The sequence below is a fragment of the Dickeya dadantii NCPPB 898 genome (assembly GCF_000406145.1).
In the GTDB taxonomy this organism is placed as follows: domain Bacteria; phylum Pseudomonadota; class Gammaproteobacteria; order Enterobacterales; family Enterobacteriaceae; genus Dickeya; species Dickeya dadantii.
Genome location: NZ_CM001976.1, coordinates 1,731,684 through 1,746,657 on the forward strand (window position 1 = coordinate 1,731,684; position 14,974 = coordinate 1,746,657).

Below are 14,974 nucleotides of genomic sequence, written 5' to 3' on the forward strand. Positions count from 1 at the left end.
AGCGGCGGCATCTTGCAATATAGCGCGTGGCTACTTCTGAAATATGGTCAGATTGTCGGTCAGCCACTCGGTCAGCGAACGCGGGGCTTTTCCCGTCATTTCCTCGATTGTCGACGTCGTTTCGCCGATCGCAGACTCACGAAACAGACGATCAAGCCCGATTAGCAGATCGGCTGTGAATGGCGAAAGTCCGCTCCCGAGCAGCGCCTCTCTTTGCTGCGAGGGCGAAAGATGGACATAGGTAACGGGGTGGCCAAGCAGGCGGGTTAGTTCGGCCGCAATGTCGGCCATCGTCCATGCTCGCGGGCCTGTCAGGTGATACACCCGTTGCGATTCAGGTTCGATCTCTTCGAGCAGTGCAATGCGTGCCGCGTCGGCAATATCGCGGGTGTCGATGAAGTTCACGCGCCCATTGCCCGCAGCGCCAGTCCAGGAGCCGGCGGCAATAAGCGGCCCCAGACGCTTGAGCACATCGCTAAACGCCGTGGGGCGCAAAACGGTTGAGGCAATCGGCTGCTGTGCCAGATGCGCTTCAATCTGCATATGCCAGGCGATGGGAAGCAGCCGGGTCGCGGGACCGAGGGCGGATAGCTTGACGATGTGGCGAACGCCGGCGGCGACTGCGGCGTCGATCAGCGCAATCTCATTGGCAACTTGTTCGGTTGACGTGCCGTGAGAGATAAACAGCCGATCGATGCCACGCAGGGCGTCGCGAAGCCTGTCCTCGTGCCTGAAGTCGACCTTAACCGCACTGATACCGGTGGGCAAACGCGCCGCTTCGGGATTGCGGGTAAGCACGACGACGTCTATCGGATCGGCTGCAAGCCGGGTAGTTAGCGTAGCACCAACGCGTCCCGTGGCGCCGGCAAGGGCGAGGCGCGGTTTTCGTGTCTGTGAAGATAATGAAGGTAAAGAAGATAAATAGTCGGGCATGGCGGAACCTCGTGGGTGTATTATGGAACGAACGGTCCATTAACACTGGAACGATCGTTCCATGTTGTCAAGTGAGATTATTCAGATGAGTGGAAAACCGCAGTACAACGAAGCCGCTGTCATTGATGCCGCTCTGGATGCGTTCTGGCGTCATGGCTACACGGCTACATCGATTAATGTGCTGACAGAAGCGACGGGCTTGTCGCGTTCAAGCCTGTATCAGCGCTTTCAGGATAAGGATGGCCTGTTTCAGGTCGTACTGGCGACGTATACCGACCGATTAATGCGACGTATGCATTCGGCCGAAGGCGTCACTGCCCGCGCAACTCTTAATGCGCTGTTACGTGAGCTACTGCCGGCATCGCCGCCGCGTCCCCCAGGTTGCCTGCTGTCAAGAAGTTGTGCTGAGTTTGCCGAATTGCCGACGGCGAGTCGGGAGGCGGTGCTTGAGGGGATGAGCCGGCAACGCGATGTGCTGGTGAATCTGTTACGGGAAGCTATCGCCGCCGGTGAACTTCCCGCCAACGCGGACGTTGATGCGTTAGCCTGGCACTTCCTCGGCGTGATGCAAGCGGTGGTGAGCTTGCCGCCGGCGGGGGCGAGTCTGGACGAGTTGGAGCGTATGATCGCCGTTGCGATGCTGGTGTGGCCGGAGGTCTCCGCTGCAACGTAAAAGGAATCGTGAATAAAAAATAGCGCTGACGGCGACCGCGTACATTGAGGGCGCCTTTCGCGCGGTGGTTGTTAGACCCGTTTGTTGCCATGGCGTACAGAACACTGCGGCAACAACAGCGGCGCTTCTGAACCTATTATAAAACATAGCCATCAATAGCCAGTTCATGCCGCATCCATTCAATAAAGACCTTCACTTTATGCGTACGCTCGTTAATGTGCGGCATGACAATATGGTGCGCATTAACGGGGTATTCAAATTCTCGTGGGAAAACCTGCACCAGAGAACCACTCTTGAGAAACTCTTCGCCCATCATGGAGCTTTCAAGAATCAGCCCCAACCCCATTCTCGCTGCTTCAAAACTCATATAAGAACGATCAAAACTCAGGTTAAAACCAGGCCGTGCGTATTTTATATCACAGTAAGAAAACCATTTATCCCAGTTAGCCAGCGTGGTTGAAGAGTAAATAAGATTATGATTAAGAATTTCCTCGGGGTGGTTTATTGGGTTTTTACTAATATAGTCCGGCGAGGCCATGACTTTTAGTCTTTCATTCTTAATCGTCATGACTCTGTATGCATCCCAGTCAGGTATACCGTGCCGGATATCAATGTCGATATTGTCGCGGGCAAACTGGAGGTTCTCATAAGAGCAGGTAAGATTGATGGTAATATCCGGGTGCAACGTCCTGAATTTACCTAACCGACGCATCAGCCAAATCATGCCGAAGGAGGGGGATGAGTGTACTCGCAGAATCTCATTGCTCGATTCATTAATCATTTTGTCCGTTGCTCTACCGATAATACTGATCGCCCCGGAAACCTCTCTTAGATAAATCTCTCCATGCTCTGTCAGCGTGACGCCCTTTCCATTGCGAATGAAAAGCTTTTTATTCAGGAACTTTTCGAGCGTAGCAATCTGATGACTGACGGCAGAAGCGGTAATATTCAATTTTTCAGCAGCAACATTAATACTTTGCGTGTTTGCTACCTCAAGAAATGCCTGGATATTCCGTAGAGAAGGTAAGGGCAATTTTGATGCTTCATTACTACTCATTTTGAAACCCTGCCTGTTCATTCTAATGTCATGATTCTATTGAGATTGGTGGAAAATATGTTGGTTTTATGAGTGAAATTGTGATGATAAGCACGTTTATCTTAATAGTGCGACAATTGATAAAACAGCGATGCTGATCACGTTTTTTTTGTGATGCGATTCGTGAATCAAATTTTTCTCAGTGTTAAATGAGTTTTTTTATATTTTGTTTTTTATGTCGGTAGTTATATTGAGTGACGAAGATTAAATGCAGTGATTTTAATTTTATTAATAAAAACAGTTGTTCATACAAAGAGGTCCACGCTATGTCACGTATGGAACAATCAGTACCCTACATTAAGACCAAAGAGACAAATTATCGTTATGTTGTTCTTGCTTTAATATTTATTGTGTATGCGATTAATTATGCTGATCGTACAAACATCGGTGCGGTACTTCCCTTCATCATTACTGAGTTTCACATCAACAACTTTGAAGCAGGCGCCATTGCCAGTATGTTTTTTCTGGGATATGCACTGAGTCAAATTCCTGCCGGTTTTTTTATTGCCAAAAAAGGTATTCGCGGGCTGGTATCGCTATCCATATTTGGATTCTCTGCATTTACGTGGTTGATGGGAACCGCGACCTCGGTCTTAGGTTTGAAATTCATTCGGTTGGGATTGGGGTTAACAGAAGGGCCGTGCCCGGTCGGACTGGCGTCGACTATCAATAACTGGTTTCCGGCAAAAGAAAAAGCGACGGCTACGGGTGTTTATATCGCCGCAACCATGTTTGCTCCTATTCTTGTACCGCCGGTGGCCGTCTGGATTGCGTTAACCTGGGGCTGGCGGTGGGTCTTTTTTTCATTCGCTATTCCAGGCGTTGCTGTTGCAATAGCATGGTATTTGCTGGTTAAGTCCAAACCGTCAGAGAGTCATTTTGTTTCCAAAGCAGAATTGGCTTATATCAATACCGATCATGGCGATGTAAACACCAGAAGACAGAACATTGTTATTGAAGATAAGTTTACCTCTCTGGATAAACTAATCCGCGTGAAAGAGCTAGCGCCGATTAGCTCGGTAAAAGGCCTTTTCACCTCGAAAAATATATTGGGCGATTGCCTTGCGTATTTCATGATGGTCAGCGTCCTGTATGGCTTACTGACATGGATCCCTATGTATCTGGTTAAGGAGAAAGGCTTTAACTTTATGAGTATGGGGTTGGTCGCCAGCATGCCCTGCATTGGGGGATTCATCGGTGCGATTTTCGGCGGTTATGTTTCTGACAAGCTGCTTGGTCGCCGCAGAAAACCGACGATGATTTTTACCGCTATCAGCACCGTCATCATGATGTTAATCATGCTTAATATCCCACAAAGTACTGTCGCGGTTTGCACAGGGTTATTCTTTGTCGGGCTTTGTCTCAATATCGGCTGGCCTGCATTCACAGCGTACGGCATGGCTGTTGCTGATAAAAAAACCTATCCGATTGCCGCGTCGATTATTAACAGCGGTGGGAACCTTGGTGGGTTTGTATCTCCTATGCTGGCTGGTTTTTTATTGGATTACACCGGGAACTTTAATGCTGTATTCACTTATTTCGGTATATGCGCAGCAATTGGACTGGTATTAATTTTGATAATTGATGAGCCAAGATAATACATGATGATGTTCATGAACTAAAAAACTGGAGTTAAATTATGTTACTCAAAGATAAAGTAGCCATTATTACTGGTGCGGCCTCCCCACGCGGTTTGGGCTTCGCCACCGCCAAACTGTTTGCTGAGAATGGCGCGAAAGTGGTTATTCTCGATTTAGATGCGCAAGCCAGTAAGAATGCGGCGGATATATTGGGGGCGCCGCATCTGGGCGTTGCGGCAAACGTGGCGAACGAGCAACAGGTTAATGCGGCGATTGAACAGGTACTCGGAAAATATGGCCGTATCGATATTCTGGTTAATAATGCCGGCATTACACAACCGATTAAAACGATGGATATTAAACGCGAGAATTATGATGCGGTGCTGGATGTCAGTTTACGGGGCACGTTGCTGATGTCTCAGGCGGTTATTCCCACCATGCGCGCTCAAAAGTCAGGCAGCATCGTGTGCATTTCCTCGGTGTCCGCGCAGCGCGGCGGCGGCATTTTCGGCGGGCCGCATTATAGCGCGGCCAAAGCCGGCGTTCTGGGTCTGGCAAAAGCCATGGCGCGTGAACTGGGCCCTGATAATGTGCGTGTCAATTGCATCACCCCGGGACTTATTCAGACCGACATTACCGCCGGTAAATTATCAGATGAGATGAAACACAATATTTTGGCCGGCATTCCGTTAAATCGGCTGGGCGACGCCATCGATATTGCCCGCGCGGCGCTTTTCCTGGGCAGCGATCTTTCATCGTATTCCACGGGCATTACGTTGGACGTGAATGGCGGAATGTTAATCCATTAATGTAAGGGTTGAGTTATGTTGCAATCAGATATTCAGAAAGTAGCGGCGGCGGCATGGCGTATTCGTCGCTATGCGTTGCGTATGGGCGAGGTTCAGGGGCAAGGATATATTGGTCAGGCGTTGGGCTATGCTGATGTGCTGGCTACCGCGTTCGCCCACACCATGAATTATCGCCCTGAAGAACCCGAATGGGAAAACCGCGATCGTTTTCTGCTGTCTCACGGGCATTACGCTATCGCCTATTATGCCGCATTAATTGAAGCGGGCATTATTCCGCAAGAAGAACTCGAAACCTATGGTTCCGATGATAGCCGCCTGCCGATGTCCGGTATGGCGACGTATACCCCGGCGATGGAAATATCCGGCGGATCGTTAGGGCAGGGGCTTAGTATCGCCGTGGGGATGGCGCTGGGTCTGAGGCAGAAGCAGAGTACTTCGCTGGTGATCAATTCCATGTCCGATGGTGAACTGGATGAAGGATCGACCTGGGAAGCGGCAATGTCCGCGGCGCATTACGGTTTATCGAACCTGATCAATATCGTGGATATCAATCGTCAGCAGGCGGATGGAAATTCAATCAACATTCTGGGTTTTGAGCCGCTGCATGATAAATGGGCGTCTTTCGGCTGGTATGTGCAGCGGGTGGACGGCAACGATGTGCCGGCTGTGGTTAACGCGTTTGATAATGCAAAAAATCATCCGGAAAAGCAGCCTCGCGTCATTCTGTGCGACACGCTGATGGGGAAAGGGGTGCCCTTCCTGGAAACGCGCGACAAAAATCACTTTATCCGCGTTGATGCGGATGAATGGCAGCAAGCGATAGCGGTGCTGGATGCGAACAAACCGGAAGGAGTACAGTGATGAATCAGGCCACACAACCTAAGCCACGTTTAACCACGTCCGCGATGATTGCATCTATTGCGGATGAAGGTCAGGAAACCCGCTCCGCGCCTTTCGGTCATGCACTGGTCGAACTGGCGAAAACGCGCCCCGAAATTGTCGGCATGACCGCCGATCTGTCCAAATATACCGACCTGCATATTTTTGCCCAGGCCTACCCGGAGCGTTTTTTCCAGATGGGAATGGCGGAACAGTTGCTGATGGGCGCCGCCGGCGGCATGGCGAAAGAAGGGTTTATTCCTTTTGCCACCACCTATGCCGTCTTCGCCACGCGGCGCGCGTATGATTTTATTCATCAGGTGATTGCGGAAGAAGGTCTTAACGTCAAAATTTGTGCGGCGCTGCCTGGGCTGACGACGGGATACGGCCCAAGCCATCAGGCCACGGAGGATCTGGCGATTATGCGAGGCATTCCTGGCATGACCATCATCGACCCTTGCGACGCTATCGACATTGAACAGGCCGTGCCGGCGATGGTCGACCACAACGGGCCGGTGTATATGCGCCTGCTGCGCGGCAAGGTGCCGGTGGTTCTCGATAAGTACGACTATAAGTTCGAGCTGGGCAAGGCCAAACTGCTGGAAGACGGCAGAGACGTTCTGATTATATCGTCCGGTATTATGACCATGCGCGCGCTCGACGCGGCGGATAAATTGCAGAAAGATAACGTCAGTGTCGCGGTGCTGCACGTGCCGACGATTAAACCTCTCGATGAAAAAACCATTCTGGCGCAGGTTGCAAAACCGGGACGTTTGGTGATTACCGCGGAAAACCACACCTGCGTCGGCGGCCTGGGTGAAGCGGTCGCCGCTTTGCTGATGCGCAACGGCGTGCGCACGGAATTTGATACCGTCGGCCTGCCGGATGCGTTCCTGCATGCCGGGGCGTTGCCGACGTTGCACGATCGTTATGGTATTTCAACGGCCATGATGGTCGAAAAAATCAAATCTCGTCTTAAATAACATATCGTCTTAAACAACATATCGGTTTAAGTAACAGATCGCCTTAAACCAAAGCATTGCCGCCGCTAAAAACGGCGGCAATGTGGTGGTTATTTCAGGTTCTTGCTGAAGAAATCAGTAATCTTATCAAACGGAATTTTATCCAGACGGTCGTACAAATCGACATGGTCGGCATTTTTGATAATCATCAGTTCTTTCGGCTGCGCCGCCGCTTTGTAGGCATCCTCGCTAAAGTAGCGTGAATGCGCGTTCTCACCGGCGATTAACAAAATCGGACGCGGCGATATTTCGTTGATGTAGGTCATCAGCGGCATATTCATGAACGACAGCGGCATGGTGGCCGTCCAGGCACCATTGGAGTTCGGCGAACGCTTGTGGAAGCCGCGAGGCGTGCGGTAGTAGTCGAAGTACATGCGAACGACCGGGTCGGTGATGCCTTCCCGCGTTTCAGGCAGGATTCTTGGACCTGGGGCCGGAGAACCTTGTTCAGCATCCACCCAGCGCTGCCGGCTCATTTGTTCCAGCATCTGCGTGCGCTGTTGCCCGGTTCGACTATCGTAATAGCCTTTAGACATCACGCGCGACATGTCGTACATGCTGGTGGTGACCACCGCTTTAATCCGCTTGTCCACGGCGGCGGCGTTCAGGCTCATGCCGCCGAAACCACATATGCCGATGATGCCGATACGGTTGCGATCGACAAAAGGCTGCAAACCGAGAAAGTCGACCGCGGCGCTGAAATCTTCGGTATTGATATCCGGTGAGGCCACATTGCGAGGCTCTCCGCCGCTTTCTCCGGTATAGGACGGGTCGAAGGCCAGCGTGACATAGCCGCGTTCGGCCAGGGTTTGTGCATACAGACCGGATGACTGCTCTTTTACCGCGCCAAACGGGCCGCCGATAGCAAGCGCGGCCAGTCGCTGGTCGCCGCGGTTTTTCGGCAGATACAGGTCAGCAGCCAGGGTGATGCCGTAACGATTTTTGAACGTGACTTTTCGATGGTCGACTTTATCGCTTTTCGGGAAGGTTTTATCCCATGTCTGGGTCAGTTGCAGGGCGTCGCCATTGGCTGACGAGGAAGGCGTCTGTGCCAGCACGGGCTGAGCGCTGGTCAATAGCACCGTGACACAAATAGCGATAGCGCTTTGAATCAACGTGTTGCGGGAACGCGGGCGGTTCATGCGGATTACCTCTCGGATTATAGCGGCTTGATGCGAACCATACTCTGGCGATGGAGACCGTGAGGACCCACCGGCAGAGTAATGGCGTATGTTTAAGACACCACCGGCCTTATCGGCGGTGGTATCACGACTCAACAACTACAACGCATTCTTCAGAATGGCGGTCACGACTTCCGGGGGATAAGTGTCGGCAATACCGAAGAGGCGGACGTTGCTCTGTACGTTTTCAACGATGGTGGGCAGAGCGGTTTCTTTAATCTCCAGCTGTGGCAGGCGAGTGGGGGTGCCGATGGTGTTGAACCAGCTCTCCAGTGCGGCAATGCCTTGCTCGCCGGTATCGACGCCAAAGACGTTGCGGGCAAATCGTTCGAACTGCGCCGGGTTACGGCCGATGTACCATTTCATCCAGGCCGGGACTACCACCGACAGACCCGCGCCATGCGGCACGTTGAACAGTGCGGAAAGCGAGTGTTCGATGGCGTGGTTGGGATAGCTAAAGCCCGCGGTGCCGGAAAAAGTCAGACCATTCAACGCTAATGTCGCGGCCCATGCGAACTGCGCGCGGGCGCCATAATCCGCTGGATCGGCAAGCAGGGCTTCCGTGGTTTCGATAACCGTGTTGATAAGCGATTCAACCAGCCGTGATTGCAGGTGGGGATGGACGGTGGCGGTGAAGTACACCTCGATCAAATGGGCGATGACATCCGATGCGGAATACACCAGATAGTCCCGAGGTACGCCCTGCATCAGCACCGGGTTGACGATGGAGACTTTGGGGAACAGTGCGGTCGACGAGATGAAGAATTTTTCCTGGGTTTGGTCATTGGTGACCACGGCGCCTGGGTTCATTTCACTGCCGGTTGCCGCCAGCGTCAGGATGGCGAACAGCGGCAGCGCCGACTCGACGGGCGCCTTAGCGGTAAACAAGTCCCAGACATCGCCGTCGTAACGCACACCCGCCGCGATGGCCTTGACGCTGTCGAGCACCGAGCCGCCGCCGACGCTCAGAATGGCGTCGACCTGATGCGCTTTTGCCAGCGCAATGCCTTCCCGCACCGTCGAGATAACCGGGTTGCTGACGATGCCGCCGCATTCGACCAGTTCGATGCCTTGCCCGGCGAGACTCTGGCTGACGGTGTTGAAAAGACCGTCGCGTTTGATACGGTCACTGCCGTAGCAGAGCAGCACTGTGTTAATGCCGTGATCGGCCAGATGCTGGCCGATCTGCTGTTCTTTGCCGACGCCGAATTCGATTTGGGTCGGGTTAAAGAAAGTGAAGTTTTCCATAGTACGTCCTTTGAATCTGTCTGGTTGCTCATTTGACCGCCGGACACAGGCTGAGGGGATGAGCGGATTGAATCGACACACACCGGAACGGAGCGAAAACACGTTCTGAGGGATGACCGGGATTGCGCTGACCGTTTAATGCGCTTGCCGAATGCATTTTTCGTGATTTTGTTCGCCCATCGATAGACAGATACTCCGCATTTCTTGCCTGATTCTCCAACTGCCGGGATTGGCGATTGGCGCGCTCGTGTTGGGGGGATATGCTGCATACAGACACTGACGGGAGACGAGGTATGCCGCATCAGCAGCAACAGAGAGGACGGTACGACGCCGACGCGGTCGACGCGACGTGTGAGGCGATGGTTGAGGTTATCGGGCGATGGACCGCTGGCCAGAGCGATTGTGCGACCCCGATTCCGAGCCTCACGCTCTATCGACGAGAAGCTCTGATGCCGCCGGCCATTTGTCTGGTCGAGCCCTGCATTGTTCTCGTGGTTCAGGGCGAAAAACAAATGTTGGTGGGCGGCGAGGCTTACTCTTATAACACCCGGCGTTTTCTGATTACGTCGCTGGATCTCCCGGCCAATTCGCAAGTGGACGTTGCCAGCCCGGAAAAACCCTGCCTGGGGCTGACCATGAAGTTTGACCTTCGCATCATGGCGGAGCTGATCGCACAAGGCAGTCTGCCGTTGCCCACCGCGCGGGTAAATGACAGAGGCATTGGCATCGGTACGGTCACGCCGGTGTTGATTGAACCCTTCAGGCGGATGCTGGATTTGCTTGATGAGCCCGGCTCAATCCCGGTGCTCGCACCGCTGATCGAGCGGGAAATTCACTATCGCCTGCTGATGAGCGATCAGGCCGCGCGGTTATGGCAAATTGCCTCGGTGGGAAGCCAGGGGCATCGGGTCGCCAGGGCCATCGACTGGCTGAAGATGAATTACACCGCCACATTGAGGATTGATGAGCTTGCGGCCTATGTGCAGATGAGCACATCAAGCCTGCACCATTACTTTCGGCAGCTTACTGCCATGAGTCCCTTGCAGTATCAAAAGTGGCTGCGGTTGAATGAGGCCCGACGCCTGATGCTGAATGAGGATTTTGACGCGGCCAGCGCGGCCTTCGACGTCGGCTATGAAAGCCCGTCACAATTCAGCCGTGAGTACACGCGTCTTTTCGGCGCGCCGCCAAAGCGTGACATAGAAGGATTACGGCGCAAGGCTGATCCTGAGGGGGGAGGGCTCCTCACCCGGAGAGCCAGATAAGCCACAAAAACCAGGGGCAGAGTTTCCTTTTCCGATTAATCAGCGTTATTGTTCCGGTCATTCGATGTCTGCTTCAGGAATCACGATGATGAATGAGTCGTTCACTATCGGCGAAGAGCATGTACGGTTTTCCACCCCCGATCTCGCCTTGCCGATGGGATACCGCGCCATCGCTCGCCAGTTTTTCCACCACAACATCCCGTCGCCTTATGACGTGGAAATGGCGATCGCCGCTATTGAAGACCTGCTTCAGTCAGCACCTGCGTTACGTCAGGTAGCGCAACATTTCTCTTCCGCCGACCATTATCTTAAAGAGATAGCGCGTAGCGCCGGCAGCCATGACATGTTGACTCAGCAACAAATCGAGAACGTGTTCAACCGGGTGGCGGATGTTATTTCCGGCAGCCCCTGGCGTGATGGTGAATTCCCGGATGAGACGGGCTTTATCAGCTACCTGATCATTGTGCGCGAGCTATCGCACCATCTTAATATTCAGCAGATCACGCTGGCATAGTACGCGGTTCGCTCGGTAAAAGGGGCTGTATCAATGACGATGCATCATCATGGTTATAACGCGCGGATTATCGGCCTTTTGCGTTGACGCTGATCGCACCACAGCGTGAAGATCCCAGCCATGACGATAATCGACGCCCCAAGCAAGGTGGCGTTGCCGGGTAAGCTGTCGAGAAACAAATAACCTATCACCATCGACCACACTAGCGTGGTGTAATCAAACGGTGCGAGTAGTGAGGCGTCGGCATAGCGCAGGCTGAGCGTGACCAGAATTTGCGCCAGCCCGCCAAATACGCCGCAGCCAATCAGCAACGCCCATTGCCCGCCAACAGGACGTGCCCAGCCCCAAAATGTGGTCGAGAGGCCAATCAGCGTCGTCATCAGCGAAAAATAAAAAACGATCGCCCCCGGCGTTTCGACGCCATTCAGGAAGCGAATTTGTACATTTGATGTGGCGGAACAGAGTGCCGCAAGCAAGGCAAAGAGCGTTCCCAGCGCGGCGTCGTCAAAGGTGAAGCCGGATGCCCATAACGTGTGACCGAGAGTGAGGTTTGACGACAGCATAATCACAATGCCGCTAAAGCCGACCAGAACCGCCAGCCAACGATAAAAGCGTACTGTCTCTTTCAGCAATATCGCGGCCATGAGAACGGTAAATAGCGGTACGGCATAACTGATGGCCGTGGCGTCGGCCAGCGAGATGTAAATCAGTGCCAGATAGTTGAAATACATACCGCCAGTACCGGATAAACCGCGAATAACATGGCCGAAAATATTTTGCGTTTTGATGCTTTCTCTAATACTGCCTTGTAGTTTTAACCACAACAACAGTGGAAATAGGGCGACGAATGAGCGGAAAAAAATGACTTCTCCGGTGGGAATGGCGCCGTGTAGGCCTTTGACGCAGGCCAGCATTAATGTCGCACACAGCGCTGACATTATTTTCAGCAATATCCCAAGTTTGGCATTCATTGTCTTACCTTTTACAACCTACCGGTGTAGATGAGCCCTCACCTTAAAACGCCGGTAAAGTGCACTGATAAGATAATTTCCCTCTGTCCGAATAATCTTTTCTTATTACCGGATTCCGCCTGTGGGGCGTGATAGTGGTCATATAAATTGTGTATCTCGCGACAGGGTTTCCCTCTTATGCCGTTAACCGCAAAGTCCGTATATTCCAGAGAATACGGGCTGCCGTACTGGGCCGCTCCGGTAATAAAAAGTCGTGTATTCAAAGCATTAACACTTTGGGGGAAACATCATGACAGTAAAAAAATTATCTGCCGTTTTGGCGTCGTCGGTTTTATTCACCAGCATTGGCGCGCAGGCGGACCTGCTGGCCGATATGACTGCCCGGGGGGAGTTGAAGTGTGCGGTTTATTCTGATGTTCCCCCGTTTTCATCACCGGATGCGAACACACGTCAATTGGTGGGAATGGATGTCGACCTGTGCAATGCGCTGGCGAAGCAAATGGGGTTGAAGCTGGTGCTGGTGCCGACATCGGTAGAAGCCCGCATTGCCGTGATTGTTACCGGGCGCGCCGATGTGCTGATCGCCAATCTGGCCTACACGAAAACCCGCGGTAACCAAATCCAGTTCAGCGATCCGTACTACGTGGCTAAAGAGATGTTGCTGGTGAAGAAAGAGAACGCAGATAAAACCCTTGAGTATTTCAAAGGCAAACGCATCAGCGCGACAAAAGGAACCACGTCTGAGCAGTCGATCAACCTTAAAGGCGGTAAAGCGGTTACCTTCCAGGATTCAGCGTCCGCATTTCTCGCGCTGGAACAAAACAAAGCGGTGGGATTTGTCACCAATATGATGACCGGTATCAAGATGATCTCACAGGCGAAAAAAGACGGTATTGAACTGGCGATGATCAAAGAACCAATGGCGCTGGAACCGATTGGCGTGGGCATGAAACGTGACGAACCGGCACTGCTGGCTGCCGTCAACACCAGCCTGAAAACCATGGATGACAATGGAACCATCGACAAAATCTGGGAGAGCTGGATTGGGCCGAACACCGAATACAAAATGGTGCGCGAAGAGCGTGTGCAGCCGTTGTCGAGCCTGAAATTTGAACCGCTGGAATAAGTAAGTTATGGGCTGGTTAGCGCAACACGCGTCTGTTTTTCAGGAGGCGGATGTCACCCTCTCGACCATGGGGAGCCGGGCCTGGTTGGTGGAAGCGCCAGGGGAATTTAGCCTGGCTGCCCAGCGGCGCATCTGGTCACTGGCGCAAATACTCGCTCACTGTGATGATGTCGAAACGCTGATTCCCGGCGTCACCAATTTGCTGGTATTGCTCAAACGTACCCCGGAAGAGGAGGAGGCTTTCCCGCAGCGGCTGCGTGAATACTGGCGGCAGGCACGGGAAGTGACTCCGCAAGGACGGCTGATCGAAATTCCGGTTCACTATGGCGGCGTGCTGGCAAGCGATCTGGCAGCGGTTTGCCACCATACCGGTTTGAGCGAAAAAGAGGTCATTCGTCGCCATTATCAGGGGAGCTACACGGTTGTTGCGCTGGGTAGTGCCCCCGGTTTTGGTTATCTGCATGGGTTGGATCCGCAGCTCGCGACGCCGCGTAAAAAAGTACCGTCGCTCAATATGCTCAAGGGCACGGTTACCATTGGCGGAGCACAGACGGGGGTGTCGGTGTTGACCGGACCCAACGGCTGGAACGCCATCGGCTATGCGGATTTGCAGGTCTTTGACCCTTACGCAGCCAGCCCCGCATTGATGGCGCCCGGTGATAACATCCGTTTTTTACCCGAAAGGATCGAACTGTGATTGAAATCGAGCGCACGGGTGCGCTGAACACGGTGCAGGATTTGGGACGCTTTGGCTTTCGTCATCTGGGGGTGTCGGTGAGCGGCGTGATGGACCCGCTGGCTCTGCGGGCGGGCAATGCGTTGTTGGGTAATGACGATAACGCCGCCGCCGTTGAGGTGCAAATGTTCCCCTTTCGTGTGCGTTTCCAACAGGATATGACGATCGCCCTGACGGGAGCGGATTGCCGTGCGCGGCTTGATGATGACGACCTGCCGCCCTGGTGGGGCTGCCGGGTTGCCAAAGGGCAGGTGTTGGAGATGCGCTATCCGCGTTCCGGTACGCGTGGTTACCTCTGTGTCGCGGGCGGAATTACGGTTCCCGAGGTATTAGGCTCGCGTAGTACGGCGTTGCGCGGCGGGTTTGGCGGTGTTGACGGACGTCCGCTACAGGCTGGCGATAGATTACCGACAGGTGCCGGCCGAATCACCTTACCGCCGGGAGGGTTAGGCATTGAACCCCCGGAACTGGCGCTGTGCGAAGTGTTCCCGGCGGCGAATCAGGGCGTGGTGCCGGTGCGTGCTATTCCATCCGGTGAGTATGCCCTGTTCGCGGCCGAGCATGCGCGTTTCTGGCGGCAATCCTGGCAGATTTCCAGACAAAGTAACCGTACCGGTTACCGGCTTTCCGGCGAACCGATTTACCCTTCCCACACCATTGAAATGCGCTCCTATGGCCTGATCCCCGGCATTGTGCAGGTTCCTCCCGCCGGGGAGCCGATCATTCAGTTAAGCGATGCCAATACGGCAGGGGGATACCCAAAAATCGCCTGTGTGATTGAGGAGGATTTATGGCGGCTCGGGCAGCTACAGGCCGGGCAGTCGATTCAATTCATGCAAGGCGATGGGAAGCAGGCCATCGCGGCGCGGCGGGCGATTGAGGGCTGGCTGGCGCAACTGCGTGATTTTTCCCGTTGCTTTAACCACATGAACGGATGACGA

The 14,974-nt window shown here is 53.4% G+C and carries 15 protein-coding genes; 10 read left to right on the forward strand and 5 right to left on the reverse strand.

Features of this window, described 5'->3' with window-relative positions; translation table 11 throughout:
* Positions 1–30: 30 nt before the first annotated feature.
* The gene (locus DDA898_RS08120) at positions 31–933 is read right to left on the reverse strand and encodes an SDR family oxidoreductase (protein ID WP_038910857.1); all 903 of its coding nucleotides are present in this window, start codon (positions 931–933) and stop codon (positions 31–33) included.
* A gap of 85 nt (positions 934–1,018) precedes the next feature.
* Between DDA898_RS08120 and DDA898_RS08125 the strand changes: the two genes are divergently transcribed.
* The gene (locus DDA898_RS08125) at positions 1,019–1,606 is read left to right on the forward strand and encodes a TetR/AcrR family transcriptional regulator (RefSeq protein WP_038912492.1); all 588 of its coding nucleotides are present in this window, start codon (positions 1,019–1,021) and stop codon (positions 1,604–1,606) included.
* Between the two features lie 136 nt (positions 1,607–1,742).
* Here DDA898_RS08125 and DDA898_RS08130 read toward each other — a convergent pair whose 3' ends face one another.
* Positions 1,743–2,663, reverse strand: a complete 921-nt coding sequence (locus DDA898_RS08130; protein WP_038912493.1) for a LysR substrate-binding domain-containing protein — start codon at positions 2,661–2,663, stop codon at positions 1,743–1,745.
* Positions 2,664–2,977: 314 nt separating this feature from the next.
* On the opposite strand from DDA898_RS08130, the gene DDA898_RS08135 reads away from it, so the two are divergent.
* The 4 genes from DDA898_RS08135 to DDA898_RS08150 are packed head-to-tail and all read left to right on the forward strand — an operon-like array spanning position 2,978 to position 6,953.
* Positions 2,978–4,300, forward strand: coding sequence for an MFS transporter (locus DDA898_RS08135; RefSeq protein WP_201765900.1), 1,323 nt, complete (start codon positions 2,978–2,980; stop codon positions 4,298–4,300).
* Positions 4,301–4,341: 41 nt separating this feature from the next.
* Positions 4,342–5,091 carry an SDR family NAD(P)-dependent oxidoreductase gene (locus DDA898_RS08140; RefSeq protein WP_013317389.1) on the forward strand — a complete coding sequence of 250 codons (750 nt, stop codon included), beginning with the start codon at positions 4,342–4,344 and terminating at the stop codon, positions 5,089–5,091.
* A 15-nt stretch (positions 5,092–5,106) separates the two neighbouring features.
* On the forward strand, positions 5,107–5,952 hold the full coding sequence (locus DDA898_RS08145; protein ID WP_038910859.1) for a transketolase: 846 nt from the start codon (positions 5,107–5,109) through the stop codon (positions 5,950–5,952).
* Positions 5,952–6,953, forward strand: coding sequence for a transketolase family protein (locus DDA898_RS08150; RefSeq protein ID WP_038910860.1), 1,002 nt, complete (start codon positions 5,952–5,954; stop codon positions 6,951–6,953). The genes DDA898_RS08145 and DDA898_RS08150 overlap by 1 nt, the downstream gene beginning before the upstream one ends.
* Positions 6,954–7,042: 89 nt before the next feature.
* Here DDA898_RS08150 and DDA898_RS08155 read toward each other — a convergent pair whose 3' ends face one another.
* Together DDA898_RS08155 and DDA898_RS08160 are read right to left on the reverse strand one after the other, a co-directional pair.
* On the reverse strand, positions 7,043–8,134 hold the full coding sequence (locus DDA898_RS08155; RefSeq protein WP_038910862.1) for an alpha/beta hydrolase: 1,092 nt from the start codon (positions 8,132–8,134) through the stop codon (positions 7,043–7,045).
* Positions 8,135–8,272: 138 nt separating this feature from the next.
* Positions 8,273–9,421: an iron-containing alcohol dehydrogenase gene (locus tag DDA898_RS08160; protein WP_038910863.1), complete on the reverse strand. Its 1,149-nt coding sequence runs from the start codon at positions 9,419–9,421 to the stop codon at positions 8,273–8,275.
* 359 nt (positions 9,422–9,780) lie between these two features.
* On the opposite strand from DDA898_RS08160, the gene DDA898_RS08165 reads away from it, so the two are divergent.
* The gene (locus tag DDA898_RS08165; protein ID WP_438830419.1) at positions 9,781–10,686 is read left to right on the forward strand and encodes an AraC family transcriptional regulator; all 906 of its coding nucleotides are present in this window, start codon (positions 9,781–9,783) and stop codon (positions 10,684–10,686) included.
* Positions 10,687–10,771: 85 nt separating this feature from the next.
* Complete coding sequence (locus DDA898_RS08170) at positions 10,772–11,200, forward strand: hypothetical protein (protein WP_033111772.1); 429 nt, start codon at positions 10,772–10,774, stop codon at positions 11,198–11,200.
* Positions 11,201–11,253: 53 nt separating this feature from the next.
* On the opposite strand, the gene DDA898_RS08175 is transcribed toward DDA898_RS08170, so the two are convergent.
* The gene (locus DDA898_RS08175; RefSeq protein ID WP_038910865.1) at positions 11,254–12,171 is read right to left on the reverse strand and encodes a DMT family transporter; all 918 of its coding nucleotides are present in this window, start codon (positions 12,169–12,171) and stop codon (positions 11,254–11,256) included.
* A gap of 289 nt (positions 12,172–12,460) precedes the next feature.
* On the opposite strand from DDA898_RS08175, the gene DDA898_RS08180 reads away from it, so the two are divergent.
* The 3 genes from DDA898_RS08180 to DDA898_RS08190 are packed head-to-tail and all read left to right on the forward strand — an operon-like array spanning position 12,461 to position 14,971.
* The gene (locus DDA898_RS08180; RefSeq protein ID WP_038910866.1) at positions 12,461–13,297 is read left to right on the forward strand and encodes a transporter substrate-binding domain-containing protein; all 837 of its coding nucleotides are present in this window, start codon (positions 12,461–12,463) and stop codon (positions 13,295–13,297) included.
* A 7-nt stretch (positions 13,298–13,304) separates the two neighbouring features.
* Positions 13,305–13,994: a 5-oxoprolinase subunit PxpB gene (gene pxpB / locus DDA898_RS08185; protein ID WP_038910867.1), complete on the forward strand. Its 690-nt coding sequence runs from the start codon at positions 13,305–13,307 to the stop codon at positions 13,992–13,994.
* Positions 13,991–14,971: a 5-oxoprolinase subunit C family protein gene (locus DDA898_RS08190; protein WP_038910868.1), complete on the forward strand. Its 981-nt coding sequence runs from the start codon at positions 13,991–13,993 to the stop codon at positions 14,969–14,971. The genes pxpB and DDA898_RS08190 overlap by 4 nt, the downstream gene beginning before the upstream one ends.
* Positions 14,972–14,974: the final 3 nt, after the last annotated feature.

Coding starts and splice junctions, on each gene's coding strand:
- DDA898_RS08120 (WP_038910857.1), bottom strand. CDS start 933: ATGCCCGACTATTTATCTTCTTTACCTTCATTATCTTCACAGACACGA.
- DDA898_RS08125 (WP_038912492.1), top strand. CDS start 1,019: ATGAGTGGAAAACCGCAGTACAACGAAGCCGCTGTCATTGATGCCGCT.
- DDA898_RS08130 (WP_038912493.1), bottom strand. CDS start 2,663: ATGAGTAGTAATGAAGCATCAAAATTGCCCTTACCTTCTCTACGGAAT.
- DDA898_RS08135 (WP_201765900.1), top strand. CDS start 2,978: ATGGAACAATCAGTACCCTACATTAAGACCAAAGAGACAAATTATCGT.
- DDA898_RS08140 (WP_013317389.1), top strand. CDS start 4,342: ATGTTACTCAAAGATAAAGTAGCCATTATTACTGGTGCGGCCTCCCCA.
- DDA898_RS08145 (WP_038910859.1), top strand. CDS start 5,107: ATGTTGCAATCAGATATTCAGAAAGTAGCGGCGGCGGCATGGCGTATT.
- DDA898_RS08150 (WP_038910860.1), top strand. CDS start 5,952: ATGAATCAGGCCACACAACCTAAGCCACGTTTAACCACGTCCGCGATG.
- DDA898_RS08155 (WP_038910862.1), bottom strand. CDS start 8,134: ATGAACCGCCCGCGTTCCCGCAACACGTTGATTCAAAGCGCTATCGCT.
- DDA898_RS08160 (WP_038910863.1), bottom strand. CDS start 9,421: ATGGAAAACTTCACTTTCTTTAACCCGACCCAAATCGAATTCGGCGTC.
- DDA898_RS08165 (WP_438830419.1), top strand. CDS start 9,781: ATGGTTGAGGTTATCGGGCGATGGACCGCTGGCCAGAGCGATTGTGCG.
- DDA898_RS08170 (WP_033111772.1), top strand. CDS start 10,772: ATGATGAATGAGTCGTTCACTATCGGCGAAGAGCATGTACGGTTTTCC.
- DDA898_RS08175 (WP_038910865.1), bottom strand. CDS start 12,171: ATGAATGCCAAACTTGGGATATTGCTGAAAATAATGTCAGCGCTGTGT.
- DDA898_RS08180 (WP_038910866.1), top strand. CDS start 12,461: ATGACAGTAAAAAAATTATCTGCCGTTTTGGCGTCGTCGGTTTTATTC.
- pxpB (WP_038910867.1), top strand. CDS start 13,305: ATGGGCTGGTTAGCGCAACACGCGTCTGTTTTTCAGGAGGCGGATGTC.